This window comes from Mycobacteroides sp. H003, from assembly GCF_001440135.1.
GTDB lineage: Bacteria > Actinomycetota > Actinomycetes > Mycobacteriales > Mycobacteriaceae > Mycobacterium > Mycobacterium gwanakae.
Genome location: NZ_LJYL01000034.1, coordinates 560,983 through 585,192, shown reverse-complemented (window position 1 = coordinate 585,192; position 24,210 = coordinate 560,983). Strand labels below are relative to the sequence as shown.

The window sequence follows — 24,210 nt, the reverse complement described above, 5'->3', positions numbered from 1 at the left end:
CTCGCCGGACTCTTGACAAGCAGTCGGGCGTGACAGACGCTTAGTTTACGTTTACGAGTGATGCGTAAGCGATAAGCGAAGGGTGATGCCAATGACGGCACCCGACGCGGGAGCCTACCCGCGCCGACGTCCAAAGGTCAGCTACGGGGCCAGCGCAGTGGTGACGGGCGCGGGCAGCGGGATCGGCCGAGCATTCGCAGAGGCCATCGTGGCCCGCGGCGGCCGGGTGGTGTGCGCCGATATCAACCTGGCCCGCGCGCGAGAGACTGCCGACCAGCTCGGACGGGTCAGCGCGCACCCGGTCGCGTGTGATGTCAGCTCGTACGACGAGATCGTCAAGCTGGCCGATGTCGCTACCGACTGGCTGGGACACACCCCGGATCTGGTGATCAACAATGCGGGGATTGGAACCGGCGGTAAACCCATCGGTGAGGTGTCGATGGACGATTGGAACGCCACCATCGGCATCAACATGTGGGGAATGATCTACGGCTGCCAGGTCTTCACGCCGCTGCTGCGGGAACAGGGATTCGGCGGCATCATCAACGTATCGTCGGCCGCCAGCTTCGCGGCCGCGCCACTGATGGGTCCCTATAACGTCAGCAAGGCCGCCGTGCTCGCGCTGTCGGAGACGCTGCGTGCCGAGCTGGCCGGTAGCGGGGTGCGCGTGACCGTGCTGTGCCCCACGGCGGTCAAAACCAACATCCTGGATGGCGCGCGTATCCCCGGGCCACTGAGCAACCTCGCGAGCACCGCATTCAAATGGGTTGGGGTGTCGCCGGAATGGATCGCGAAGACCACCCTCAACGCACACGACCGGGGGCGGCTCTATGTGGTGCCGCAGCCCGATGCCAAACTCATCTGGGCCATGAAACGACATGCTCCCGTGCCCTATTCGTGGGGCGCTGGAATCATCTCGCGACTGGGCCGATTGCTTCCCGAGGACACCGATCCGCGTGAGTTATGGGATACCGCCTACGAACAGGAGTCCCCGGTCAAGGTGGTGCGGTGATGCCCGGCCCGGTGCTGCCGGTCGTCGTGGTAGGCGCCGGATACACCGGTTTGGGCACTGCGGTGGGCCTGCAGGAGGCAGGGATCACCGGCTTCACCGTGCTTGACCGCGCCCGGCCGGAACCGGGGAGCTGGCGTGACGACACCATTGCCCTGTTCGGGCTGGGCCCCCATGTGACGTTCGGCAGCGAGGTCACCCGCATTGAACTCGACGATGACGTATGGATTGTGGATTTAGAAGGGGGACAACGCGTCACTGCACATACGGTGGTGCTGGCCACCGGGTCGGTGGGCGGTAGTCCGGACATCCCGGGACTCGACGGATATACCGGAAAGGTCCTCGATGCCGCCGAGGTCGGTGACGGTGCGGGGCTCGCTGGGCTGCGCGTCGCGGTGGTGGGCAACAGTGCCGCCGCCTCGTCGATTCTGCCGGTAGTGGTGCGAAATGCCGCCACTGTCAAACTTTTTCAGAGCTCACCCGATTGGATACTGCCCCGGCCGAGTGGCCGGATCGGGCAACTTCTGGACCGCACGCTGCGCGACGAGACGCGCCAGGCCTGGTTCTCGGGTAGACGGCCCAAATCGCGCGGACTGCTCGAAGTGGTGGCCCAGCGCAACCTGCGCCGGCGCGTGCCGGACCCCTGGATTCGGCGTCAGCTGACGCCGTTAAGGCTCACCGGTCGCCCCAACGTCGTGGTGACCGATGAGTTCCTTACCGCCTTGCAGGCGCGCAACTGCAAGCTGGTTACCTGGCCGATTGCCCGGTTTAGCAGCGGGGGCATCCGCACCGCCGAAGGTATCGACCACCAGTGCGATGCGGTGATTTTCGCGTCCAACCCGGATGCGGGCTCGAGCACCGAGAGGGTGTCGGTGGTGGGGGCGCGGCGTCGGAAGCTGAAGCAGGCGGGCAGCATCCCGACCACGGTGGCCGGTTTCCCGAACTTGTTCATCGCCGATCCGCCGACGACCGAACCGAGTCGCGACAGTGCTCGCAAGACGCAGGCACGGATCAACGCGGTAGTCGGCGGGGTGTCGCTGGCATTGCGCTCGCTGGACGCGACCGGAACCGTGGTTGTCGAGGCCTCACGGCGCACCAAAGCCGCCGCAGCGCTCACCGCCATTGGATTGCGGCCAGTGCTGTCCCGGGCCCGCCTGGACAAAACGGGTAAGCCGGGCGTGCTGCTGGCGCGGCAGATCGTCTCGACCATCATGGCGATCGGCGGATCGATGCCCCGCGGTACCGAGGTGGCTCGATTGAGAGATCCGCTACGGGGAGAATGGGTTCGGGCGGGCGCGGCGCTCAGCGCCGATGATCCCGGTCCGGTCATCTTGTACGTCCACGGCAGCGGCTACGTCATCTGCTCGGCGAAAACTCACCGTTCGATGGTCGCCCGCCTTTCGGAGGCAACGGGGCTGCCGGCCTTCACCGTCGACTACCGGCTGGCACCCGAACATCTCTTCCCGGCCGCTGCCGACGATGTTCGGGCCGCCTATGACTGGTTACTGGAGCGTGGCCACGCTGCCCAGGACATTGTGGTCGCCGGTGATTCGGCGGGTGGCCATCTCGCGGTGGACCTGCTCATCGAGAATCATCGGCTGGGTATACCCCAGCCGGGCGCGATGGCATTGTTCTCGCCCCTGCTGGACCTGACGCTCGGTCTGGCCGCCGAACGCGAAAAGGTGCAGCCCGACCCGGTCATCACCGCGGCGGCCGCCAAACATCTGGTGGACAAATACACCCGCGCTGAGCCCGCGGATTCGCCACGCCTACGCCTGAGCTTTCCGCCCGGTATCGCATTGCCGCCCATTCTTATTCAGGCTGGCGGAGTCGAGTTCCTGGCCGCCGACGCGCAGCAGCTGGCACACATGATCGAGCGGGCCGGCGGGCAGTGCGATCTGCAGGTCTGGCCCGGCCAGATCCATGTTTTCCAGGCGTTGCCCCGGTTGATTCCGGAGGCCAACCCGGCGCTGAGCGAGGCCGCCCGATTCATCACCGGGGTGCTGACCCATCGGCCGTCACGCACGGCCCGGACCGCGTAGGAAGGACGAGAGATGGCCATTGTTCTGGAAGACATGCTGCAGACCATCAAGGACAAACAGTGGGCCCTGGCCGATGTGGACTGGGACGCACCCGGTGCCGAGCAGATCACCGATGAGCAGCGGCCCAAGCTGAAGGCCTTCATGGCCGACCTGGTCTGGATCGAGAACATCGGTGCGCGAGGCTTTTCGGCGTTGGCCAAGAAGGCCCCCAACGAGACGCTCGCGGAGATCTATCGGTACTTCCATGCCGAAGAGCAAAAGCACGCGAATGCCGAGCTGGCATTGATGCGGCGCTGGGGCATGCTCGAGCAGGATGAAGTGCCCGTCCCCAATGTGAACGTGCGCTTGGCCATTGAATGGCTGGACCGCTACTCGGACGGGCTGTCGCTGACCGTGCTGGGCACCATCATCCCGTTACTGGAAGTGGCCCTGGACGGCGCGCTGCTGAAATTCCTGCTGGAGGAGGTCAACGACCCGATCTGCCACCAGGCCTTCCGGCATATCAATTCCGACGAATCACGCCATCTGGCAGTCGATTTCCATGTGTTGGACATGATGGGCCAGGGCAACCTGCGCCGTGTCGTCATCGAGAATGTCGCTACCGTGCTCAACCCGTCGCTGCTGATGGGTCTGCTCTTGGGGCTCGGCACCGGGATCCCGCTCATCAACCGGATCAAGGGCAATCTGATTGGCATGGGCCTGCGTGAGCAGCGCCTGTACGACGCGATGGAGCGGTTCGTCAACGTCGGCAGCCGTGGCAAGGGCACACGACTGCTGGTGTACCAGGTACTGCGGCTTGGTGCGGCGATGATCACCAATGCGCAGAACCCTCTGCACGGCCCGTATCACGCGGTAGCCAACACCATGGTCAAGCTGTCCGACTATTACCCCAAGCGCTGGCTTGCCGAACAGCCGAGCTGGTCCAAGGAACTCACCTACGAGGTCAGTGCATGAGTGACCAACCTGATCACTATGTCGCCGTCATCGGTGCCGGGCTGGCCGGATTCGGTATCGGGTTGGAGCTGCGCCGGCGAGGTATCGACGACTTCGTCATCTACGAGCGCATGGACGGCGTCGGTGGTACCTGGCGTCAGAACGTCTACCCCGGTATCGGAGTGGATATTCCGGCACAGGCCTACCAGTTTCGCCATGCTCTGAACCCCGAGTGGACCAGGTTCTACGCCAAGGGCGGGGAGGTGCTCAGCTATATCGAGCGGCTGTACCGCGAGAACGACGTGCAGCGATTCGTCAGATTCGGCAGTGACGTGGGCGCGCGTACCTGGGACGAGGACGCGAAGTTGTGGCGGCTTCGGGTCAATGGGCAGGAGGTGACGGCCAGATTCATCGTCGTCGCGGCGGGCCCATTTCCCGAGCCCAAACCGGCAGAACTGAAGGGGCTTGACGACTTCCGCGGCACCGTCCTGCGTTCGGCGGCCTGGGACCACAGCGTGGATCTGAAGGGCAAGCGTGTCGCCATCATCGGCACCGGGGCCAGTGCTGTGCAGATCATTCCCGAGATCGCACGTGAAGTCGGCCATCTCGACGTCTATCAGCGGACGCCGATCTGGGTTTTCCCCAAGATCGACCCGAGCATGCCGGCACCGGTGCGGGCACTGTTCCGCCGGATACCGAGGACTCAGCGCTTGCTGCAGGAGGGCCTGGAATTCATCGTGGGCGGTGCGCTTGTCTACGGGGTGCTCAATGCCGGTCGCCTGGGCAACACCCCAGGGGCGCTGCGTTGGCTGCTCGGTAATGTCTCGTACCGGCTGCAGGTGCCCGATAAGGAGTTACGGGCCAAGCTGACCCCCGACTACGACTTCGGGTGCAAGCGCCCTGCTACCTCCAACACCTATCTGCCGACCTTCAACCGGGCGAACGTTGAGCTGGTTACCGATCCGATCGACACCATCACCGCCGACGGTGTTCGTACCGCCGCGGGCGTGGAGCGAGAGATCGACGCCTTGATCCTCGCCACCGGATTCCGGTTGTTCTTCGACCCGCAGGTGTATCGGGACCGGCCGGTGAGCGGCCGGGGCGGCTTCGATCTCGCCGACTTCTATCAGAACCACCCACCGCAGAGCTATCACGGCTTCTCCATACCGGGATTGCCCAACAGTTTCAACGTCTTTGGGCAATATGGTTGGACCGGTGGCACCTACCACAGCGTGGTCGACACCGCCGCCATCCATATCGGGCGGGTCATCGGCGAGGCTCAACGGCTTGGGGCCACCGATGTCGAGGTGCGTGCTGACGCGGCCGACGCGTGGACCAGGGATGCGCGGTCGCGCTACACCTACTCGCTGTTCCAGACCGGTAACTGCACCACTGCCAACAGCTACTACTTCGACCACAACGGCGAATCCGCGTACATCAGGCCCCAGACGACGCAGTCCGCACGCCGCTCGTCGCAGGCGTTCCCGCTCGATGACTATGCCTTCGCGGGCCAGGTAGGGCGCGACCGGACGGCCGCGGTGGCGGCAATCGCCGAATAATCGCCGAATAGAGGACACCTCGGGCACGCGGCTGGCGCCGTAACCTGCGGCGATGCCGCGACACGTGGCAATATGACAAGTATCGGGTACTTTCAGTATCGATAACTTTGTGTATCGAATATCTGGCTTGTCAAAGGAGCTTCATGCCCGAGCTGCTGCCCCCGCGTGTTCTCGCGCCTTCGGAGTCCGTGTTCGTCGTCTCGGGTACCACGGTGGCTCAACATTGCTATGGCACGGGCGCACTGGAGGATGTCGCGCTTGAGGGGGCCATCGACGACCTCGTGGGCATGTACCCGTTATTGAGCGGTCGAATCCATGTGTCGCGCAAAGGTTTTGAACTTCGATTCACAGGTCGCGAACGGCCGGCCGTCGTGTTCTGGGATGTCGGCGACGCCGACATCGGGGATTACGTCATGTCCGGGAACTCGGCGTTACCCGTTGGGCAGGTGTGTGCACTGCACGTCTACCGGTCGGGTGAGAAGTTCCGTGTGACGTTTCTTTTGCATCACGCCATCGCAGATGCCGACGCGGCTCTGGCATACCTGCACGACTTGTGGAGTCTCTACACGGGGAGAACGCGCGCAGGCAACGGCATCAGCGGGTTGATGGGTGCGCATCCCATTCCGGCGAGTTCGGAGACACTGCTGCGTGCGCGTGGCTACACCGAATCGACGTCCCGGCAGTTGATGGACCTTCGCCCCGCATACCGCGGGCCCGAACGGATCTGGACCGCGTTTCGGCCACGTCGTGCCCAACGAGCACGCATTCACCTGTCGGTGGAGCAGACCGATCGGCTCATTGAGGTAGGGCGTACGCATGGGGTCACACTCAACGGGCTCGTCAGCGCTGCGCTGGTGCTCGCCGAACGCGAGATTTCAGGGAAAAGCGAACTACCCGTGGCGGTTTCCTCATTTGTGAATCTGCGCTCCCGGATTGATCCGCCGGTCGCGCCGACGGAGGGCACCAACGTGCTGGGCATTGCCGAGACGATCCTCGAGGTCGGGCGCGGTAGCGACGCGCTTGACCTCGCCCGCCACGTCATGGCGGATATCCGCGAGGGCTTGCGAACCACCCGCATTCACCAAACCGCATTTGTCCGCGGCGATATCCGTCGGGCGCTGGCGTTGGCCAGACGGTACTTCCTGCTGGTGCCGATGGGAGGTTGGGTCCCAACCTTCACCGCCATCCAGATCACCAACTGGGGTCGCGTGTCGGATTTCGCAACACCAGACGGGGTAGATATCAACGATTTTCGTTGCGGCGTCGAGCTCCACGCCGTGAGCGCATTCATCGCGACAAGGGGTGTCGCGATGGTTGAGGGACGCATCTATTTCATCACCAGCTACAACGGGCGCTTGAGTATCGACTTCACCAAGCTCGTGACCGGCAAGAACACTGCGCGGCGAATCGAGCAGATACTGCAGTCCGAGATCGAGAAGTTGATTCCGGTAAAGGTTTTCGACTGAATCGTCAAACACGCATCCCGTGGCCAGTGGTCTCGACGAGTGCAGGAGGTGCCAAAGTGAAGTCGCTCTTTGACTCGTCTGGCTGGGGCCGGGAACAGATGGGATTCACCGATGACGCCGGACTCTTCGAGGTCGCGGCGGCGGCGGTGGGCCTCGCCGCGTCCGCGGGCCTCTCGCCCCGGGCCGTCACCGCGGTGTTTTTCGCCTGCGATACCGGAATGAACGGCGGCGACCCCGTCTACATCCAGCACGTCCAGTTCTTTGAAGCGGCTATCGCCGAGGAGGTCCTCCTGGACATGGTTGTCCAGGAGCTCGACGCCGCACAGCCCGCCCATCGTGATGACCCCGCCGCACGGACGGTGAACAAGTTGTCCGCCGCAATGAGGGTTCCGGAGCCGCCGTCGGCCAGGTGGTCGGGCGCGGTGGTGGCACTTCATGTCGCGAATGCGCTCAACGTGCTGCGCGTCCGCGTGGGGGTGGTACGCGACCCGGTCGCATGCAGATACTCCGTGCATGAACTCATGACCAATGCGTCAGCGGTGGTTCGGGACATGCGCTGCGCCGATCTGAACAGGGGACAGGGTTGATACGTCGGGAGCAGCTGGGCAGCCACATGAGAGACTGGCGCTCATGAGCGGCGAGACCTCCAATCAGGCACACGGAGCCACCCTTATCCTGCTGCGCCACGGTGAGAGCCAGTGGAATGCGAAGAACCTGTTCACCGGCTGGGTCGACGTCGACCTGACCGAAAAGGGCAGGTCAGAGGCCCAGCGCGGTGGTGAGCTGCTGGCTCAGCAGGGACTGCTGCCGGACATTCTGTTCACCTCGCTGCTGCGCCGCGCGATCAACACCGCGCATTTGGCCCTCGACACCGCTGATCGGCTCTGGATCCCGGTGGTGCGGGACTGGCGCCTCAACGAGCGCCACTACGGTGCGCTGCAGGGTCTGGACAAGGCCGAAACCAAGGCCAAGTACGGCGAGGACCAGTTCATGGCCTGGCGCCGCAGCTATGACACCCCGCCGCCGCCCATCGATCGGGGCAGCCACTACAGCCAGGATCAGGATCCTCGCTACGTCGATATCGGCGGTGGACCGCTCACCGAATGCCTGGCCGATGTGGTGGCGCGATTCGTGCCGTACTACGAAGAGGCCATTGTGCCGGAACTCCGTGCGGGTAAGACCGTTCTGGTTGCCGCCCACGGTAATTCGCTGCGGGCCCTGGTGAAGTACCTCGACGGGATCTCGGACGAGGAGATCGTGGGACTGAACATCCCCACGGGTATTCCGTTGCGGTATGACCTTGACGAGAACCTCAAACCGATCACGGCAGGTGGGGTTTACCTGGACCCGGAGGCGGCTGCGGCAGGAGCCGCGGCGGTAGCCAATCAGGGCGCCAAATAGCCTTCCCGGTGAGCCTGACCCACCAAAACTTCGCCAATCGGCGAATATTCGGTGAACTCACGCCTAACACCTGTGCGGGAATGTGTGACTTGCTCGGCATTTAGCCGCACGCTGCTGGGGTGACGTTCACCGAATGCGTACGCTTTTCGCGTGACCGCCTCATCGGGCTCTCTGGTTGTGATCGTGACGATCGCAGCCCTCGCGGCGCTTGCTGCGGGTGCGGTGCTGGGCGCGTGGTACTCGCGCCGCTCCTCGACCCACCGCGCGGCCCGGAAAGGTTCGCAGGTAGCCCAGAGCGGTTTGACCGTTTCCCAGATGCTCGAGCGCATTGTCGCCATCTCACCGACCGGAATTGTCGTCGTCGACAAACACCAGGACGTCGTCCTGGTCAACGCCCGCGCGCGGGAGCTGGGCCTGGTACGCGACCGCCAGCTCGACGAGCAGGCATGGACCGCCGCCCAACGGACGCTGGCCACCGGTGAGGCCGTCGAAGTGGATCTGACCACCAAGCCGAAGGCGCCGGGTCGCGCGGGGTTCTCGCTGCGCGGGCACGTGCGCAGGCTCTCCGATGCCGATCCGCGCTGGGCCGTCATCTATGTCGACGACGACTCCGAGCATGTCCGTATGGAGGCCACCCGCCGCGACTTCGTGGCCAATGTCAGCCATGAGCTCAAGACGCCTGTCGGCGCGATGGGCGTGCTCGCCGAGGCACTACTGGAATCTTCGGACGAACCCGAGACGGTGCAGCATTTCGGTGAGCAGGTTCTCGCGGAGTCCCGTCGCCTGGGCAACATGGTCACCGAACTCATCGCGCTCTCCCGGCTGCAGGGCGCCGAGAAGCTTCCCGATCTGGAGGTCGTCGACGTCGACTTCGTGGTGTCCGAAGCGTTGAGCCGGTCCAAGGTGGCCGCCGAGAACGCCGATATCGCGGTCACCACGGACGCGCCCAGTGGTTTCGAGGTGCGCGGTGACCCCACGCTGCTCATCACCGCGATCAGCAATCTGGTGGCCAACGCCATTGCCTACTCGCCGCACGGATCGCCGGTGTCGATCAGCCGCCGGCGCCGGGGCGACAAGGTCGAGATTGCCGTCACCGACCGTGGCATCGGGATCGCCAAGGAACATCAGGAACGTGTCTTCGAACGGTTCTTCCGGGTGGACAAGGCGCGCTCCCGCGACACCGGCGGCACCGGATTGGGTCTGGCGATCGTCAAGCATGTGGCGGCCAATCACAACGGCGCCATCAAGCTGTGGAGCCAGCCCGGCACCGGGTCGACCTTCACGCTGTCTCTCCCGGTTTATGAGGAAGAGGATGACGTGATCGAAGAATCCGCAGACGGCCCGCAAGCAGATCAACCCACCCCCCGCAAAGACGCGACCAACCAAGCCCCGCCGCACGCACCAACCAGCCGCTTACGCGAGGAGCGTCAAGCGACTACACGAGAGGAACATGTACGTCGATGACCAGTGTCTTGATTGTTGAGGACGAAGACTCGCTGGCCGATCCACTGGCCTTCCTACTGCGCAAGGAGGGCTTCGAGGCGACCATCGTCAACGACGGGCCCTCGGCGCTCGCCGAATTCGAACGCGCTGGTGCCGACATCGTGCTGCTGGACCTGATGCTGCCCGGAATGAGCGGTACCGACGTGTGCAAGCAGCTGCGCGCCAAGTCCAGCGTTCCGGTGATCATGGTGACCGCACGCGACAGCGAGATCGACAAGGTCGTCGGGCTGGAGCTCGGGGCCGACGACTACGTGACCAAGCCGTACTCGGCGCGCGAGCTCATCGCCCGCATTCGCGCCGTGTTGCGCCGCGGATCGGATTCCGAAGAGACCACCGCGGGCGATGGCGTCTTGGAGGCCGGTCCGGTCCGCATGGATGTCGATCGGCACACGGTGTCGGTGAACGGGGAAGCGATCACCCTGCCGCTCAAGGAGTTCGACCTGCTCGAATACCTGATTCGGAACAGCGGGAGGGTGCTTACCCGCGGTCAGTTGATCGACCGCGTGTGGGGTGCCGACTATGTCGGCGACACCAAGACGCTTGACGTACACGTCAAGCGGCTGCGCTCCAAGATCGAGTCGGATCCGGCCAATCCGGTGCATCTGGTGACGGTGCGCGGCCTGGGCTACAAGCTGGAGGGCTGACCGCTCACCGCAGGGGCCATCACGTACGTGTTTAGACTTTGACGGCATCGAGGCGTTCGTAATTGTGGGACGCTCCGGTTTCGGTTCGGTCAGACACGTCGATGGAGCAGCGAGTGGCGCAGGATCCGCCTCGCCGAGGACGCCCCCCGGTGTCCGGGCTTGCCGACAAACGCCGTCAGCAGATCGTCGACGCGGCCTTTTCGGCCTTCACCGAAAACGGCTACGAGCAGACCAGCATGTCCGACATAGCGGGCCGTGCCGGCATGGGACAAGGCACCGTCTACCGATACGTTGACAGCAAGCGCGAGGTTCTCGACCTGGTCTTCGACTATGCCGTGGAACGCCTCGTCGACACCCTGGCGCTCGACGACTTTCTCGAGGTAGTCGGCGGAACCGGCGGCATCGAAGAACGAAACGACATCATCATGGAGGGCGGCCGCCGCCTCTACGCGCTGGTGGATCAGGAGCCTGCGCTGCTCAAACTTCTCACCGTCCAGTCGGCCGCCGCCGACAAGGAGCTCAAGCAGCGAGTCCTCGGTATCCAGTCGATGCTCGACTCCTACGTGCAGCGGGGCCTGGACGGCGGCCGTCGGGCCGGATGGCTGGCCGAGGACGCACAGAACCACGCCGTGCTCGCGCGGCTCTTGCCGGCCCTGGTGCTGCCCGGTTTTCTGCTCGCACAAAGCCGGCATGACAACCCCGGTACCCGAGAACGTTTCGTGAGTACCGCTTCGCAGATCGCCGAAAGCGGCATCTTGCGCGACGGTGTCGTCCTGGAGTCGAGCGCGGGGAGCGGCGCGGCGGAAACCGTTGATTCCGTGCATGTTCCGGTGCCTGTCGCGTCCGATCGCCGCAATGAACTCCTGGATGCGGCGCTCGGCTGCTTCCTGTCCGATGGATATCACGCCGTCGGGGTGAACGAGATCGTCGAGCGACTCGGGGTCAGCCACGGCACGTTCTACAACTACTACCAGAACAAACGCGACTTGCTCGATGCGCTGATGGTTCGTGAGTTCTCGGCCATGGAGCCCGTCCTGTCGCGGCCGGTTGGGCGTCTGGATGCCCGTCAGGACATCGAAAACGCTCTCGCGCAAGGATTTACAAACGCGTTGGAGGCGGTGGCCGAAAGGCTGCCCGCATTGATCTTCGTGTGCACGGAGGCGGCCGGAGTGGATCCGGAGGCACTGCAGTCGATCATTCAGTTCTTCCGCTTCGCCTCGGTGCGCAGCGAGCAGTCCGTGTATTCGATGATCGGTGCCGACCGGATAAACCCGTCGATCGATACCGAGTTCCTCGGCCAGGCATTTGTGTCCTTGCTGGTCGGCGCCGTCACCCTCGTCGTCGATGACGACGGCCGGACTGACCGTATCGATGAGTACGCGCGGGCCATCACGCACTTTTTGCTTTATGGTCTGAATCCAGCGCCCTAGGTCGGTGCGGCAATGAAGGAGCATCCCATCGGCGAACCAGTTGACAACGAGGCCAACGCAACTCGAGCTGGCGTGCCGCTGCGTGCGAAGAGGGCGGCGGCGCTGGGCAAGGTTGTCGCCGGTCACGCCGTCCGCTCGGCGATAACGACGGCGATGAAACCGGTCTCGGCGGACGTCGCGGCCCGGCGGGACGCCGATATTCTGCGGTTCGCCGACGACTTGGTGGCCGTCGCGGGCTCGATGAAGGGCGCCGCGCAAAAACTTGGCCAGCTGCTTTCTGTGGTGGACGTGGGTATCACATCCAAATCTGCCAGAGACGAGTTCACTGCCCGGCTTGCACCCCTGTTCGACAATGCCCCAAGGATTCCCGACGAGACGATGCACGGGGCGCTGGAACGTGAGCTGGGTGAGCTGCGTGCCCGGATCGTGAGCTTCGACCCGGGTGCCATCGCCTCGGCCTCGATCGGCCAGGTGTACCGCGGCCAACTTGACGACGGACGGATGGTCGCGGTCAAGATCCAGTACCCGGATATCGCGTCCAAGGTCCGCGCGGATCTGAAGAATCTGCAGCTGGTCACCAAGCTGGCGGCGAAGAAGATGCCCGCGAGCAACACCCAGGCCATCGTCGCGGAGGTACAGCGGCAGATGATCAAGGAAGTGGATTACCGGGCCGAGCTAGCCCACCACCAGCGGATTTTCGACGCGTTCCAGGGGCATCCGGCATGGCGCATCCCCGAACCGATCGCGCAGTTGTGCACCGAGCACGTCCTGGTGACCGAGTACCTCGACGGTATGGCCTTCGACGGCCTTGCCGAACAGGATCAGCCGGTGCGGAACCTGGTGGGGGAGGCGATCTATCGCTTCTACTGCGGTGAGATGTACCGAACCGGATTCTTCTGCGCGGATCCACATCCCGGCAACATCATGCTGCTTCCCGATGGGCGGGTCGGTTTCGTGGACTTCGGATTGTGCATGGATATGGATTACGAGGACGCCGAGGTGCAGCGCAAGGTGTTTCGGGCGCTGCTCTCCGGGGACGATGACCAGGCGTTCGAGCTTGCGGTGGCCGCGGGATTCCTGGCAGACCCGGAGGCCATGGAGCGAAGCGCCGCCACCGAGTACATCCGCGCGGTCAGTAGCTGGCATCTCGGAGACGGGATCTTGCGGATGACGCCGGATATCGCGCGGCGTTCGGTTGCCGATGCCGTATTGCCCTCGTCCAGGTTCTACGACGGCATCCGTAACCAGCGTCTAGTGGAGACGCATGCGATGGCGCGGCGCACCGAAATGTGTGTGGCCGCACTCCTCGGCAGGCTCGGCGCAGAGGCGCCCTGGTCGGCGATTGCGCGCGAGTATCTCGGCATGGCCGACACCGCCACCCCCATGGGGCAGGCCATAGAAAGCTGGGCTCAGCAGCGATAACAGCCATCTCGGGGTAGGTGGAAATGCCGTCTTGTATTTTTATGAATGGCATGTCAGTCTATAAAACACCTACCCGTGTTCGAGATCACCGAGGAGCGCCGATGACGGCCAACGTGGTGCCGCTACATCCGGAGCGTCTGGAGCTCACTCGCTCCGAGCGAGGCTCTCTGACGGTTCTGTTGCGATTAGGACGGTTGGTCATCCGCCTCTTCGCGTATCCGGTGATTGCACTGTGGGCGCGCTTTCCGCATTTGCCGTGGCCGTACCGAGTCATCGACCTCGCGGCGATCGTGCTGCGGCCCGTTCGGGGAGTGCGTCGTGTCCGGGTGCGACTCACGCACTGCGAAGCCGAGCTCATGTCTGCCGGAGGCGGTTCGTCACACGGCGCCATGCTCTTTCTACATGGCGGGGCATTTGTCGTCGGCGGACTGAACACGCACCGCAGGCTGGTGTCGCGCATTGTCACGAGCGCGGGCGTCACGTCGCTTGCCGTCAACTACCGAAAGCTGCCCGGGCACTCGGTCTCCTCGGCGGTCGAGGACGCACTCGACGGATACCGGTACCTCATCGACATGGGCTACCAGCCTTCGGAGATCGTCATCGCCGGCGATTCCGCGGGTGGATTCCTTGCTCTGGCCGCCAGTCTGATCGCGCAGCGTCGCGGACTGGAATCACCCGGCGCTCTCGTGTGCATTTCACCTCTGGTGCAACGTGACCCGGCAGGCAAGCTGGTGCTGGCCGCGCAATCCAACGACCCGTTGTTCCCGCGGGCGGCGTTGATAGCCATGGAGCGCCTCATGATGTCGGGGGAGACGGCTACCGCCGGGCTCAGGGTCCTCGACAGTTTCGTCGAGGGCGCCACGGCCACGCTGGCTTGCCTACCGCCAACACTTCTTCAGGTGGGCAGTGACGAGATCCTGCGCCCTGACGCCGAATTCGCGGCTGCTCGGCTCGCCGAGGCCGGAGTGCCTGTCGAACTGCAGATATGGAGGAATCAAGTGCACGATTTCCAGATCGCCGCGGATGTGCTCCCCGATGCGCGGGCGGCCGTGGGGGAGATCTCGGCATTCGTCAGAGCTCATGTTGGACGGCCCGCCGCATGAAATTCACCGAGATTCAGATCGACGGCGCCGTCGCGTTGGTCACCGGAGGCGCGCGCGGTATCGGGCTGTCTATCGCACAGCGGCTGGCGCGTGAGGGCGCTCGGGTGGTCATCGCGGACCTCGACGGTGACGCCGCTGTTCTGGCGGCGCGGGAGATTGGTTCGGATGCAAGAGGTTTCGCGCTGGACGTAGGCGAGTCCGATGACTATCGACGTGTTGTCGCCGAGGTCGAGGATACCGTCGGGCCCATCGACATCGTGGTGAACAACGCGGGCATCATGCCAGTGGGGCCGCTGCTGGAAGAGTCCCGGGGAGTGGCCGAGGCGACGATGCGCGTCAACTTCTGGAGCCACTACATCTCCTATCAGGTGCTCGCCCCGCGGATGATCGCGAGGGGCAGAGGACATTTCATCAATGTGACATCGGCGGCGGGAGCCATTCACTCACCGGGCCTGGCCAGTTACGTCGCCTCGAAGCATGCCGCCACCGGGTTCGCGCGCAGCGCCCGCGAGGAGCTGGTCGGTACCGGCGTGACCATCTCGACAGTCATGCCGGCGGCCGTCCGCACCCAGCTCGTTGATGGTATTCCGTTCAAGTGGTGGGAGAAACTGGGCATAATTCCTCCCACCTGGGTGGCACGCGATGCGGTCGGGACCGTGCGCAATCGGCCGGCAGTGGTCGGTTCCCCGCGAGGTACGGTCCTCGCGCTGCGGTTACAGCATCTGATTCCCGAGTGGCTGTGGCTGCTGGGCCGGCGGGTCGTGAATGCGGACAGGACGGTCGGACCCGTAGACCGGAGCGCCCGCAGCGAGTATGACGGCCGGATCGACCGGCAGGTCGAGGCGACGATATGAGTACCCCCGAGCACGAGACCGTCATCATCGGCGCTGGGATCGGCGGGCTCGGCGCCGCCATCGGATTGAAGCGTGCCGGCCTGACCGATTTCGTCATCCTGGAGCGGTCCGCGGGCATCGGTGGCACCTGGTACAACAATCACTATCCTGATGTGGCAGTAGATGTCCCGGGAATCGTGTACCAGTTCTCCTTCGCAAAAAACCCCAACTGGTCCCGCACTTTTCCCAAAGGCCGGGAAGTGCAGCAATACATCGCAAGCCTGGTCGACCAGTACCGCCTCAACGACCACCTGCGGTTGGGCCACGAGGTCATGAAACGGGTATGGGACGAGGACAACCACCTGTGGCACCTCACCCTTGCCGACGGCCGGGTCATCACGTCCAGGTTCGTCATCACCGCGGTCGGCGCATTTGTGGAGCCGAAGGTGCCGGATATCCCGGGTCTGGATTCCTTTGCGGGCAAGGTGATCCAGACACAGAACTGGGACCATGACTTCGATCTGCAGGGTAAGCGGGTGGCGGTGATCGGCACCGGAGCAACCTCGGTTCAGCTCATTCCGCAGATGGCGCGGGTGGCCTCCCACGTGGACGTCTACCAGCGCCGGGCGATCTGGGTTTTCGCCAAGCCCGACTTCCCGATACCGCGTATCGCGCGGTGGGCCTTGAAGTACGTCCCGGGCCTGCAATCCCTGATCCGGGGGATCGCCGCCGCCGCGGTGGAGGTCGGCCTGGTGGCGATCACGGTATACGGCAAGCAGATTGCGCCGATAACCCTCATTCCGAACTGGGCCTGCCGGGCATTTCTGTTCAGCCAGGTCCGCGATCGCGAGCTGCGCAAGAAGCTGACACCTCAGTATGGATTCGGGTGCAAACGCCCGAGTGTCTCGAACATCTACTACCGGACTTTCACCCAGCCCCATGTCGACCTGGTGACCGATCCGATCGCCAAGATCACCCCGACGGGAATCGTCACGGCGGACGGTGCGCACCGCGATATCGACGTCCTGGTTCTGGCCACCGGGTTCGAGATGTCGCAGAGCCCCGAGGTCTATCGTGCCCGCCCCGTCAAGGGGCGCAATGGCTTCGACCTGGCCGACTACTACGAGAACAATCGTGCCAGGGCGTATGAGGGTGTCACCATGCCCCAACTGCCCAACACCTTCATGGTTTTCGGGCCGTTCGCGTGGAGCGGCAGCTCCTGGCACGTGATGGTGGAAAACGCGACGCGCATCGCCGTGCGGGTCATCACCGAGGCACACAAGCGTGGCGCCACCGCCTTCGCGGTAACCGAAGACGCGAACAACCGTTTCTTCGATTTCATTGCGCCCAAGGCGGAATCGACGCTCATGCACGGGCGTGCGTGTGTCAACGCCAACTCCTATTACATCGACCGACATGGCGACTTCTCGTTCCTGCGCCCCACCACGGCGTACCAGTCGACGCGTGCGAGTAAACGCTTTCCGCTCGATGATTTTCGCTTCGACCGATTGCCGGTGGCGGGTGATCGCGCCCCCGTGGCCGAAACCACTGCCGTGCAGGTGAACTAGCCAAGCCTTCGAGAAGGAGACCTGTGTCCATGCCGCTTTTGATGGGTAACGCTGCGATGTCCAATAGGGCGGCCCGTTGAGGGGGAACCAACGTCATCCCGTGACGGCGTCGGAGGGGGTCCGGGCCGGAGGCCCGTCGTTTTCAATGCCGGAATTGTCAGTGAGTAGTCCGTATCGGACATCGAGTGAGGAGTCCTCATGACCACATCAGTTCCCGATCATCACGTCGTCGTGATCGGTGCGGGTATCGGAGGCCTGTGTGCCGGGGTGCGCTTGCAGCAGGCGGGTATCGAGGACTTCGTGATCCTCGACCGGGCCGCTGATCTGGGCGGGACCTGGCGCGACAATGTGTATCCGGGGATCGCCGTCGACATCCCGTCGGTGATCTACCAGTTCCCGTTTTTCCGAAACCCTAAGTGGTCTCGCGTTTTTGCGCCCGGCTCCGAAGTGCAGGCCTACCACCAGCAGGTCGCCGAACGGTTCAATCTGCGGCCGCACTTCCGTTTCGGCGTCGACGTTCGCAACGAGGAGTGGGATGAGGAGAACCACTGGTGGCGGTTGAATCTGGCTGACGGCTCGCTGATCACCGCACGGTTCGTGATCTCGGCGATCGGTCCCTTCTTCGATCCGAAGCAGCCCGGCATCAAGGGGCTCGAGAACTTCACCGGTACCCGGGTGACGCCCGTGCAGTGGCTGCCGGAGCACGACGTGCGGGGCAAACGCGTGGCGGTGATAGGCACCGGGGCGACCGGCGTCCAATTGTGCGGTGCCATCGCCGACGAGACCGAGTCGCTCGTGGTTTTCCAGCGGACACCCGTCTACTGCATCCCCAAACCCGACTTCCGGATCCCGGTGATTGCCCAATGGGCGCTTCGTATCCCCGGATTGTTCTCCGTGATCGAGTGGGGGGCCCTGCTCGGTGGGAGCCTGGGTTTGTGGTTCCTGATTCACACCCCGGGCGCGGTGATGCGGCCGTTGATGCGGTTGTTCGATGCCGCCGGGCGTGCACTGTACGGCGCGTACCTGCGTGCGGTGGTGAAGGACAGGAAGGTCGCGCGGGATCTTCTCCCGTACTTCGGGCCGCTGGGGAACCGGCCGACTCTCAACTCCGCCTTTCCGCGGGTCTTCAACAAGCCGCACTGCTCACTGGTCACCACGCCCATCGCCGAGGTCGTTCCCGCGGGAGTCAAGACCGTGGACGGGACGGTGTATGAGGCCGATTTCTTGATCACGGCAACAGGTTTCGATCTGTTCTCCGAACCCGCCTCCTACAAGCGAGGACGTGTGACCGGCGCCGGTGGCAGTGATCTGGGGGACTTCTTCAACACTCGCGGTATGCAGGCGTACGAGAGTGTCTCGATCACCGGCTTCCCCAACCGCTGGATCATCGTCGGGCCCTACTCCTGGACCGGCAACGGCGGATGGCACGGGCTGGCGGATACCGCCGTCACGCACATCGTCCGGGCCATCTCCCTGGCGGGAGAACGTGGCGCCAGCCGTATGGAAGTGCGCCAGGAGGCACTGGACCGTTTCCACCAACTCATGCTGCGTAACGGGCGGAACCTGAAGTACTACTTCACGGAACTCAATCGAGGTGTGCGGTCGTACTGGAAGAACGCCGACGATGATGTACCGTTGTTGCGGCCGACCACGACCCTGCAGGCCCGCCGGGCGGCGAAGAAGTTCCCGGTGGATGACTACGAGTATGCGCAACAGAGTCAACGTGTCGATTCCATTGCGGTCGTCAATGATTCACAGGTGGTGGTCTGAGGATGGGGTGGCCGATGCTCGCCCCCAAGTATCGGATCCCGATGTCGGCGGACGATTCCGCGTTCGAATCGGCAGCCATCGTGCTGCGCACCTCACACACCTTCGAGGTGCCACGTGGTCAGGTGTGGGCGGCGCTGGACAGTGACCATGCCTGGTCATGGCTGCCCTTCGGGTGCGGTGTGCGCTATGACGAACCGTGCCGGCGAGTGGGCATGGAGCGAGAGATGGGCACCGTGTCGGCACCGTGGCGGTTCCTGTGGATCCAGCGAGAGAGATTCTGGCGGTACGAGGCGCCGCATCGGCTCACCTACTCAGCGGTGGCAGGAACCTGGCCCCTGTTGCAGCTGTGGGCCGAGGACTACGTGCTGACCAGCACTCCGGGCGGCTGCACCGTCGATTGGACGGTGGCGATAACCCCGCGTTTCGTTTCCGGGTTGCCCTTGCGCTGGCTCCAACCCCTTCTGCGGGTGGTCTTCGCGTGGGGTTTCCGTCCGGGTATGCGGTCGCTCATCGCGCTCCTGGAAGGCACGGACATATCCCGGGATGCGGTGTAAGGCTTAGCGGCCCTGCACTCTTCTGTTGGTTTCGACGCGCTCGGCATCCGGCCAAATCGACTTGGCCGCAGGAGAATCACAGAACACCGGCGAATCCTGCCAGTCCATGTCGATGGCGCCCAGGCCGGACTGCTTGTGCACCATGCAGCTTGCGGTGAGCACCTTGCGGGTGTTCAGGTCGACCTCTTCGGCAGTCATCGTCAACGTGATGATGTGGGTGTAGCCGGCGGCGGTGGGCAGGTAGAAATCCAGATCGCGGCTAGAGAACGCACCGCTGTTGACCACGATGTACCCGTCGCCACTGGGATAGACGGCCTGTCCGAACATCTGGACGCGCTCGAAGTGGGTGGTGTTCTTCTCGGCTCGCCAGACGGAAAACCGGGTGTTGACAGCACCATTCATGACCCGGGTAGAGATCGGAATGATCATCTCGTCGCGGCCGTCTCCGTCGATGTCCTGCAGACCGGCCGGTGAGGGGCTTGACGGCTCCAAGAGCTCGTTCACTTCTTGCAGCCTGTTGCCGGCGGCGTCCTTGATGGTTACCCGGGCCGACAGCGGCGGGTAGTCCGGTGCATCCCTGTTGTCGGGGTGCGGACGCCAATATTCCACATCGAAGGTGATCCCGGTGCCGTCGGCCGCAGACAGTCGGCAGTCTGTATGTGCCTTGGGGCTGTCCGGGACGATCGTGGTGGCTCTGCTCGGGCACGGCGGCAGAGCAGCCCGTGCCACGGCCACGGGATGGACCGTCTGCGCCGAAACCATCAGGGCGGCAGCGGCGATACCCGCTCCCAGACCACCTATGCGCCGGGACATTGCCTACTTCTGACCGGGGAGCGTGGGCAGCGGCGGGAGGGCCGGCGCGGGCGCCTTACCGGGTGCGGGTGCCGTCTCGTCGGGAAGCAGCTTCTGGTCGCCGGGGTGCATGATGGTGCCGGTCGAGTTGGCATTCTTGGGGCCGATATCGGTCACCTGCCAGTTGTCGCCATCCTTCTTGACCGTGATCTGCAGAACCAGTGTGGTAGCCCGCGGTTCCGGGTTCTGGACGTTCCGGGTGGTCTGTCGGGTGGTGACCACCACCTGGTAGATGCCGTTCTGCTGGGCAACGGCATCCGCGGCGATGATCTCGCCCTTGGACGTCACCTGGGCCTGCAGCATGATGGCCTTGAGCAGCTTCTCGGCATCGCTGTACTTGTTCTTCAGGGGTTCTGCCGCGTTCTCTTTCACGTTCTTGAAGAAGCCGTCGGGGTCTTCGAAGCTATAGGTGAGCGATTTCATCGCGTACGCCGACGCCGCGTCGGTGGCGGCGGTGCGTTCGGTATCGCCGGCGCGAGTGGCGGCGAGGGCATCGGACAACTTCTGATACTGCCAGCCGCCGAGGACCGCTCCCATGATTCCCAACGCGAGCAGACCGAAGGTGATCCACTTCCAGATATTGGGAGCGCTATCACTTTCGGCCGGATCCGCTTCTTGTTCAACGGCCTTGGCCCGCTTTACCCGCTTGGCTTTCGGTTCCGCGTCAGATTCGGTCTCGGCGGAATCGGTGGTGGACTTGGTCTCCGATTTCGCGAGCTCATCGGGATCTGCGTCATCGAGGGTGAGTGTGCGATCGTCGATGTCGGTCATGATCCGGGCCTTCCTGCTGTTGCCGTTTGTGGTGCCGATGTGGGTTTGGGGACCGGTGGTGTGGCAGCCGGCCGCGTTGGCTGAGCTGATCCTGGCTGCGGTGTGTCGGGCTGTGGCCATTCGGGTACCCCGAGATGGATGCGCAGTCCGCCTTGGTTGTTGAAGGTGGAATTCCAGAAGTCCAGCCAGTGCCCGGCGTCCAGCTTGACATCGCGCAGCGGCGCGACGATGGGTTCGAGGACTGTCGCGAATTCCGACATGGGTTCGGACAGTGCGTTGATGTAGTCGAAGAGCTTTTCGACCAGATCCGTCAGGGGCTTCCCATCGCCCAGGCCTGCTTCGACGACCGGTTCCAGCTTTTCGATCACTTTCACCAGGGACGCCAGGCCGTCGAGGCTACCCGGAATGGTCTTGGCGGACTGCTTCAAGATATCGCCGGCCCGGATCTCACCGAGCCCGTTGGTCAGGGTCGATGTGTTGCCAATGACCTCGGCCAGATAGTGCTTGTCGTCCTTCACCATTTGCGCGAACAGCCTTGCCGTGGTGGCCAACTGATCGATGGTCTTGGTGTTGTCCACGAATCCGGCAGCCACGTTGTTGAGCGTGATTTCCAGGTCGTCGGCGTTCATGGCCTGCATTAGTGCGTTGCCCTTTTGCAGGAGATCACTCACGGTGTAGACCGGCGCTGCCTTCGACGCCGGGATCACGGCGCCGTCGCTGTAGTAGGGGGGCTCGATGCGCGCGGGTTTGAACTCCACGTACTGCTCTCCCGCGGCCGAGAGATTCTGGACGCTCACCTGGCTGTCGACGGGAATGGGGTAGCCGCTGTCGAGGGCCATCGAGATCGCCAATCCCGACGGGGTGGCCTGAATGTTGGTCACCCGGCCGACTTTGATGCCCCGCAGGGTGACCTGCGAGGTGGACATCAGCCCGCCAGAGCTTTCCAGCATGAGCGTCATGTGATTGGTCTTGTTGGTGGAGGCGATGTCTAGGACACCGAAGGCCATGTAGACGGCGCCCACCAGAGAAATGATCGAGAGCACCGCGAGAGTGAGTAGGACATTGAGCCTCATCGCACCAGCCCCATCGTCTGCATGTTCCGGATAACCGAGTCGGCGCGTTCCCCGGGGCTGACTCCCAATGTGCCATCGGGAGTTTGGATATCGGTCACGGTGTACTTGGGACCGCCATCCTTGAAGAACGGGATGATCCTGTCGCGGATGGTTCGGACCATCTTGTCGCCGAGCACCGGGATAGTGGTGTCGGCGGTCGAGGCGCTGTGGATGAATGGCGTGAGATAGGACAGGATCTGCATGAGGTTCGGGTAGTCCAGTATCTGGGCGATCTGCCGTCCGAACTCGGCGCCATTGATGATCAGATCACTAAGACTCAGAACCACTTTGGCCAGTGACGGCAGTTTGGTGGGTCCCTCGGTCAGAAGCCGTCGGTACGTTCCCTTATTGGCTCGGAAGGACTCGCTGACGGCTTGCATATTCGTCAGGATCTTGTTGAGGGTGTCCTGATTGTTGGACAGGTCATTGATGATTCCGGCCAGCGCGCGGTGGATGCGGTCAAGCTCCTCGGGCGGAGGGAAGGAGCTGTTCATGTTCGCCACGGTGGTCTGCATCGTGTTGAGGCTGCCCCCGCCGATGAGGTTTGACATGGACCGCATGAGATCTTCGACGTTGGCCGCCGGCACCGTGTTGGCCAGGGCGATGGTGTCGCCATCCTGAAGATGTGTCGGAGCCGGATCGGTGGGCGAGATCATGGCGATGTAGATGTCGCCGAGCACGGTGGCCTGCCGGAGTTCGGCCTTGACGTTCCGCGGGAACTTCGCACCGCCGTCGATATCTACGTAGACGACGGGGGTTGTGCCTTTGAGCTCCACCCGATCTAACAGGCCCACCTGGACGCCACCCGAGTCGACCTTCGCCCGTCCGGGCAGATTGAGCACACTGGAGAATTCGATCTTGAGGCGGTACGTGTTCTTCGGTATGTACGCGCCGGGCATCGGCATCTTGGTGGGATCCAGTGCCTCCGTGGAGCACGCCGGGACCACCGTGAATGCGGCGGCGAACAGGACGATCAGTACACGTCGAATCATGACAGTGCCGCTCCCATGATCAGATTCGTCAAACCGAGGGTCACGGGGTCCGAGGCGGTGCCCGGTGCACATGCGGCCTGGGAGCCGGGGGTGTTGCGGTCACGCAGGTTCTGGCAGATGGCACTGGCCTGTTCCGGCGAGATGGCCACGCGTGGAGGAACATAGGTGACACCGTGGGTCTTCGTGTTCGGCAGATAGATGTCATCGGCCAGCCAGTTGATCACCGGTGGCAACGTGTTGAAGAAGGTGAGGATGTGCGGGGTGTAGGCGTTGAGGATGTCGCGTATCCAGGGCACCAGCTTGTCGAAGACGTTCTTGTAGAGCCGGCCGGCGGCGCGCTGCACCATGCCGTTCAGCGTCGGAAGGAGCGTCGTGAGGTAGTCGAGGCCGACCGAGAAGTTCTCCGAGATGCCCTCGATCAGGCGTGCGTTATCGGGCAGGGAGGCGACCACACCCGCGAACTCGTTCCAATATTGCAACCAGTTCGATGTGACGATGGCGCTGTTCTCGAATAGCTGCCGGTAGTCGGCGTCGGCCTTGTAGGGATCGCCCACCATCGTGGTGAGGTTGTTCAGCATCTCCTTGAACCCGGGGCCGACGCCGTCGAGCGATCGAGCTGCACCCTTGAGGGTTTTGTTCAGTGCCTGTACGCCAGGCGAGTTCGCCGGGTCCTGGCCAGGCGCTGCTTGCATCAGCGTATCGGCGAGTTCGCCTATGGCGGAGAACGACTCGGTGACGGTCACCGGAGTTCTGGTGTTCTCTGTCGAGATGCATTGATCGCCAGTGAATTTGGGCCCCTCGCTCCATGAGCGGGTGAGTTCGATACTGCGGTTGGTGATCACCGACTGCGAATAGCTGGCTGCGCCCACATCGGCGGGCAGCTCCATGTCTTGTGGAATGTCGAAGTCGACCTCGACATGGTCGGGCTTGTTGGTGACGGCTGTCACGGTGCCGATCTCGACACCGAGAAGCAAGACCTTGTTGCCCTTGTACAAACCGGATCCGTCGCGGAAATTCGCGCAGAGCGCCCGGGTGTCGTCCAGGAACGGGATATGCGCGTTCCCCAGGTACGGCATCACCATGTTCTTGACGGCGGGAAACACAGTGCGCGCACCCAAGATTCCGGCAACCGCCACTACCGCGACAAGTACCACGCCGACGGCGCTCACCAGACCCGCGCGTGCGGCGGGACGCATACCCGCGAGACGGGTCCGAATGCTGCTCACAAATGCTGGCTGTGTCATCA

At 63.6% G+C, this 24,210-nt stretch carries 21 protein-coding genes; 16 read left to right on the top strand and 5 right to left on the bottom strand.

What is annotated here, in order from left to right; translation table 11 throughout:
- The first annotated feature begins 91 nt into the window (after nucleotides 1–91).
- The 16 genes from AOT87_RS23035 (at nucleotide 92) to AOT87_RS22960 (ending at nucleotide 19,237) form a co-directional block, all read left to right on the top strand.
- Nucleotides 92–1,012, top strand: a complete 921-nt coding sequence (locus AOT87_RS23035) for an SDR family NAD(P)-dependent oxidoreductase (protein WP_057967800.1) — start codon at nucleotides 92–94, stop codon at nucleotides 1,010–1,012.
- Complete coding sequence (locus AOT87_RS23030; RefSeq protein WP_057967801.1) at nucleotides 1,012–3,051, top strand: alpha/beta hydrolase fold domain-containing protein; 2,040 nt, start codon at nucleotides 1,012–1,014, stop codon at nucleotides 3,049–3,051. The genes AOT87_RS23035 and AOT87_RS23030 overlap by 1 nt, the downstream gene beginning before the upstream one ends.
- A gap of 12 nt (nucleotides 3,052–3,063) precedes the next feature.
- Nucleotides 3,064–4,005: a reductase gene (locus AOT87_RS23025; RefSeq protein WP_030096437.1), complete on the top strand. Its 942-nt coding sequence runs from the start codon at nucleotides 3,064–3,066 to the stop codon at nucleotides 4,003–4,005.
- Nucleotides 4,002–5,543: an NAD(P)/FAD-dependent oxidoreductase gene (locus tag AOT87_RS23020; RefSeq protein WP_057967802.1), complete on the top strand. Its 1,542-nt coding sequence runs from the start codon at nucleotides 4,002–4,004 to the stop codon at nucleotides 5,541–5,543. Before AOT87_RS23025 ends, AOT87_RS23020 begins: the two co-directional genes overlap by 4 nt.
- A 143-nt stretch (nucleotides 5,544–5,686) precedes the next feature.
- A complete protein-coding gene (locus AOT87_RS23015) occupies nucleotides 5,687–7,009 on the top strand; it encodes a hypothetical protein (RefSeq protein ID WP_057967803.1) in 1,323 nt (440 codons plus the stop codon).
- Nucleotides 7,010–7,065: 56 nt separating this feature from the next.
- Nucleotides 7,066–7,596: a hypothetical protein gene (locus AOT87_RS23010; RefSeq protein ID WP_070953124.1), complete on the top strand. Its 531-nt coding sequence runs from the start codon at nucleotides 7,066–7,068 to the stop codon at nucleotides 7,594–7,596.
- A gap of 43 nt (nucleotides 7,597–7,639) precedes the next feature.
- Nucleotides 7,640–8,410 (top strand): phosphoglyceromutase, encoded by a 771-nt coding sequence (locus AOT87_RS23005; RefSeq protein ID WP_057967805.1) that lies wholly within the window; start codon nucleotides 7,640–7,642, stop codon nucleotides 8,408–8,410.
- Nucleotides 8,411–8,560: 150 nt separating this feature from the next.
- Entirely contained in the window at nucleotides 8,561–9,874 is a 1,314-nt protein-coding gene (locus AOT87_RS23000; protein WP_057967806.1) for an ATP-binding protein, read from the top strand.
- Nucleotides 9,871–10,557: a response regulator transcription factor gene (locus tag AOT87_RS22995; protein WP_030096443.1), complete on the top strand. Its 687-nt coding sequence runs from the start codon at nucleotides 9,871–9,873 to the stop codon at nucleotides 10,555–10,557. The genes AOT87_RS23000 and AOT87_RS22995 overlap by 4 nt, the downstream gene beginning before the upstream one ends.
- A gap of 149 nt (nucleotides 10,558–10,706) precedes the next feature.
- Entirely contained in the window at nucleotides 10,707–11,987 is a 1,281-nt protein-coding gene (locus AOT87_RS22990; RefSeq protein WP_057967807.1) for a TetR/AcrR family transcriptional regulator, read from the top strand.
- A 72-nt stretch (nucleotides 11,988–12,059) separates the two neighbouring features.
- The gene (locus AOT87_RS22985) at nucleotides 12,060–13,409 is read left to right on the top strand and encodes an AarF/ABC1/UbiB kinase family protein (RefSeq protein ID WP_057967888.1); all 1,350 of its coding nucleotides are present in this window, start codon (nucleotides 12,060–12,062) and stop codon (nucleotides 13,407–13,409) included.
- 101 nt (nucleotides 13,410–13,510) lie between these two features.
- Nucleotides 13,511–14,512 carry an alpha/beta hydrolase gene (locus AOT87_RS22980; RefSeq protein ID WP_057967808.1) on the top strand — a complete coding sequence of 334 codons (1,002 nt, stop codon included), beginning with the start codon at nucleotides 13,511–13,513 and terminating at the stop codon, nucleotides 14,510–14,512.
- On the top strand, nucleotides 14,509–15,366 hold the full coding sequence (locus AOT87_RS22975) for an SDR family NAD(P)-dependent oxidoreductase (protein ID WP_057967809.1): 858 nt from the start codon (nucleotides 14,509–14,511) through the stop codon (nucleotides 15,364–15,366). Before AOT87_RS22980 ends, AOT87_RS22975 begins: the two co-directional genes overlap by 4 nt.
- Nucleotides 15,363–16,913, top strand: a complete 1,551-nt coding sequence (locus AOT87_RS22970) for an NAD(P)/FAD-dependent oxidoreductase (protein WP_057967810.1) — start codon at nucleotides 15,363–15,365, stop codon at nucleotides 16,911–16,913. Before AOT87_RS22975 ends, AOT87_RS22970 begins: the two co-directional genes overlap by 4 nt.
- 198 nt (nucleotides 16,914–17,111) lie before the next feature.
- Nucleotides 17,112–18,683, top strand: coding sequence for an NAD(P)/FAD-dependent oxidoreductase (locus tag AOT87_RS22965; protein ID WP_057967811.1), 1,572 nt, complete (start codon nucleotides 17,112–17,114; stop codon nucleotides 18,681–18,683).
- A 14-nt stretch (nucleotides 18,684–18,697) separates the two neighbouring features.
- Nucleotides 18,698–19,237: an SRPBCC family protein gene (locus tag AOT87_RS22960; protein WP_057967889.1), complete on the top strand. Its 540-nt coding sequence runs from the start codon at nucleotides 18,698–18,700 to the stop codon at nucleotides 19,235–19,237.
- A gap of 3 nt (nucleotides 19,238–19,240) precedes the next feature.
- Here AOT87_RS22960 and AOT87_RS22955 read toward each other — a convergent pair whose 3' ends face one another.
- Genes AOT87_RS22955 through AOT87_RS22935 form a run of 5 tightly spaced genes read right to left on the bottom strand, consistent with a single transcriptional unit; the run spans nucleotide 19,241 to nucleotide 24,208 of the window.
- Entirely contained in the window at nucleotides 19,241–20,050 is an 810-nt protein-coding gene (locus tag AOT87_RS22955; RefSeq protein WP_057967812.1) for a hypothetical protein, read from the bottom strand.
- Nucleotides 20,051–20,053: 3 nt separating this feature from the next.
- Nucleotides 20,054–20,860, bottom strand: coding sequence for a hypothetical protein (locus tag AOT87_RS22950; RefSeq protein WP_057967813.1), 807 nt, complete (start codon nucleotides 20,858–20,860; stop codon nucleotides 20,054–20,056).
- A complete protein-coding gene (locus AOT87_RS22945) occupies nucleotides 20,857–21,933 on the bottom strand; it encodes an MlaD family protein (protein ID WP_057967814.1) in 1,077 nt (358 codons plus the stop codon). The genes AOT87_RS22950 and AOT87_RS22945 overlap by 4 nt, the downstream gene beginning before the upstream one ends.
- Nucleotides 21,930–22,964, bottom strand: coding sequence for an MlaD family protein (locus tag AOT87_RS22940; protein ID WP_030096454.1), 1,035 nt, complete (start codon nucleotides 22,962–22,964; stop codon nucleotides 21,930–21,932). Before AOT87_RS22940 ends, AOT87_RS22945 begins: the two co-directional genes overlap by 4 nt.
- The gene (locus tag AOT87_RS22935; RefSeq protein WP_057967815.1) at nucleotides 22,961–24,208 is read right to left on the bottom strand and encodes an MlaD family protein; all 1,248 of its coding nucleotides are present in this window, start codon (nucleotides 24,206–24,208) and stop codon (nucleotides 22,961–22,963) included. The genes AOT87_RS22940 and AOT87_RS22935 overlap by 4 nt, the downstream gene beginning before the upstream one ends.
- Between the last annotated feature and the right edge of the window lie 2 nt (nucleotides 24,209–24,210).

Excerpts from the sequence above, each read along its gene's own strand:
- AOT87_RS23035 (WP_057967800.1), top strand. The coding sequence starts at position 92 with ATGACGGCACCCGACGCGGGAGCCTACCCGCGCCGACGTCCAAAGGTC.
- AOT87_RS22955 (WP_057967812.1), bottom strand. The coding sequence starts at position 20,050 with ATGTCCCGGCGCATAGGTGGTCTGGGAGCGGGTATCGCCGCTGCCGCC.
- AOT87_RS23005 (WP_057967805.1), top strand. The coding sequence starts at position 7,640 with ATGAGCGGCGAGACCTCCAATCAGGCACACGGAGCCACCCTTATCCTG.
- AOT87_RS22965 (WP_057967811.1), top strand. The coding sequence starts at position 17,112 with ATGACCACATCAGTTCCCGATCATCACGTCGTCGTGATCGGTGCGGGT.
- AOT87_RS23015 (WP_057967803.1), top strand. The coding sequence starts at position 5,687 with ATGCCCGAGCTGCTGCCCCCGCGTGTTCTCGCGCCTTCGGAGTCCGTG.
- AOT87_RS22995 (WP_030096443.1), top strand. The coding sequence starts at position 9,871 with ATGACCAGTGTCTTGATTGTTGAGGACGAAGACTCGCTGGCCGATCCA.
- AOT87_RS22935 (WP_057967815.1), bottom strand. The coding sequence starts at position 24,208 with ATGACACAGCCAGCATTTGTGAGCAGCATTCGGACCCGTCTCGCGGGT.
- AOT87_RS22960 (WP_057967889.1), top strand. The coding sequence starts at position 18,698 with ATGCTCGCCCCCAAGTATCGGATCCCGATGTCGGCGGACGATTCCGCG.
- AOT87_RS22945 (WP_057967814.1), bottom strand. The coding sequence starts at position 21,933 with ATGAGGCTCAATGTCCTACTCACTCTCGCGGTGCTCTCGATCATTTCT.
- AOT87_RS23020 (WP_057967802.1), top strand. The coding sequence starts at position 4,002 with ATGAGTGACCAACCTGATCACTATGTCGCCGTCATCGGTGCCGGGCTG.
- AOT87_RS22950 (WP_057967813.1), bottom strand. The coding sequence starts at position 20,860 with ATGACCGACATCGACGATCGCACACTCACCCTCGATGACGCAGATCCC.
- AOT87_RS23030 (WP_057967801.1), top strand. The coding sequence starts at position 1,012 with ATGCCCGGCCCGGTGCTGCCGGTCGTCGTGGTAGGCGCCGGATACACC.
- AOT87_RS23025 (WP_030096437.1), top strand. The coding sequence starts at position 3,064 with ATGGCCATTGTTCTGGAAGACATGCTGCAGACCATCAAGGACAAACAG.
- AOT87_RS22970 (WP_057967810.1), top strand. The coding sequence starts at position 15,363 with ATGAGTACCCCCGAGCACGAGACCGTCATCATCGGCGCTGGGATCGGC.
- AOT87_RS22975 (WP_057967809.1), top strand. The coding sequence starts at position 14,509 with ATGAAATTCACCGAGATTCAGATCGACGGCGCCGTCGCGTTGGTCACC.
- AOT87_RS22980 (WP_057967808.1), top strand. The coding sequence starts at position 13,511 with ATGACGGCCAACGTGGTGCCGCTACATCCGGAGCGTCTGGAGCTCACT.
- AOT87_RS22940 (WP_030096454.1), bottom strand. The coding sequence starts at position 22,964 with ATGATTCGACGTGTACTGATCGTCCTGTTCGCCGCCGCATTCACGGTG.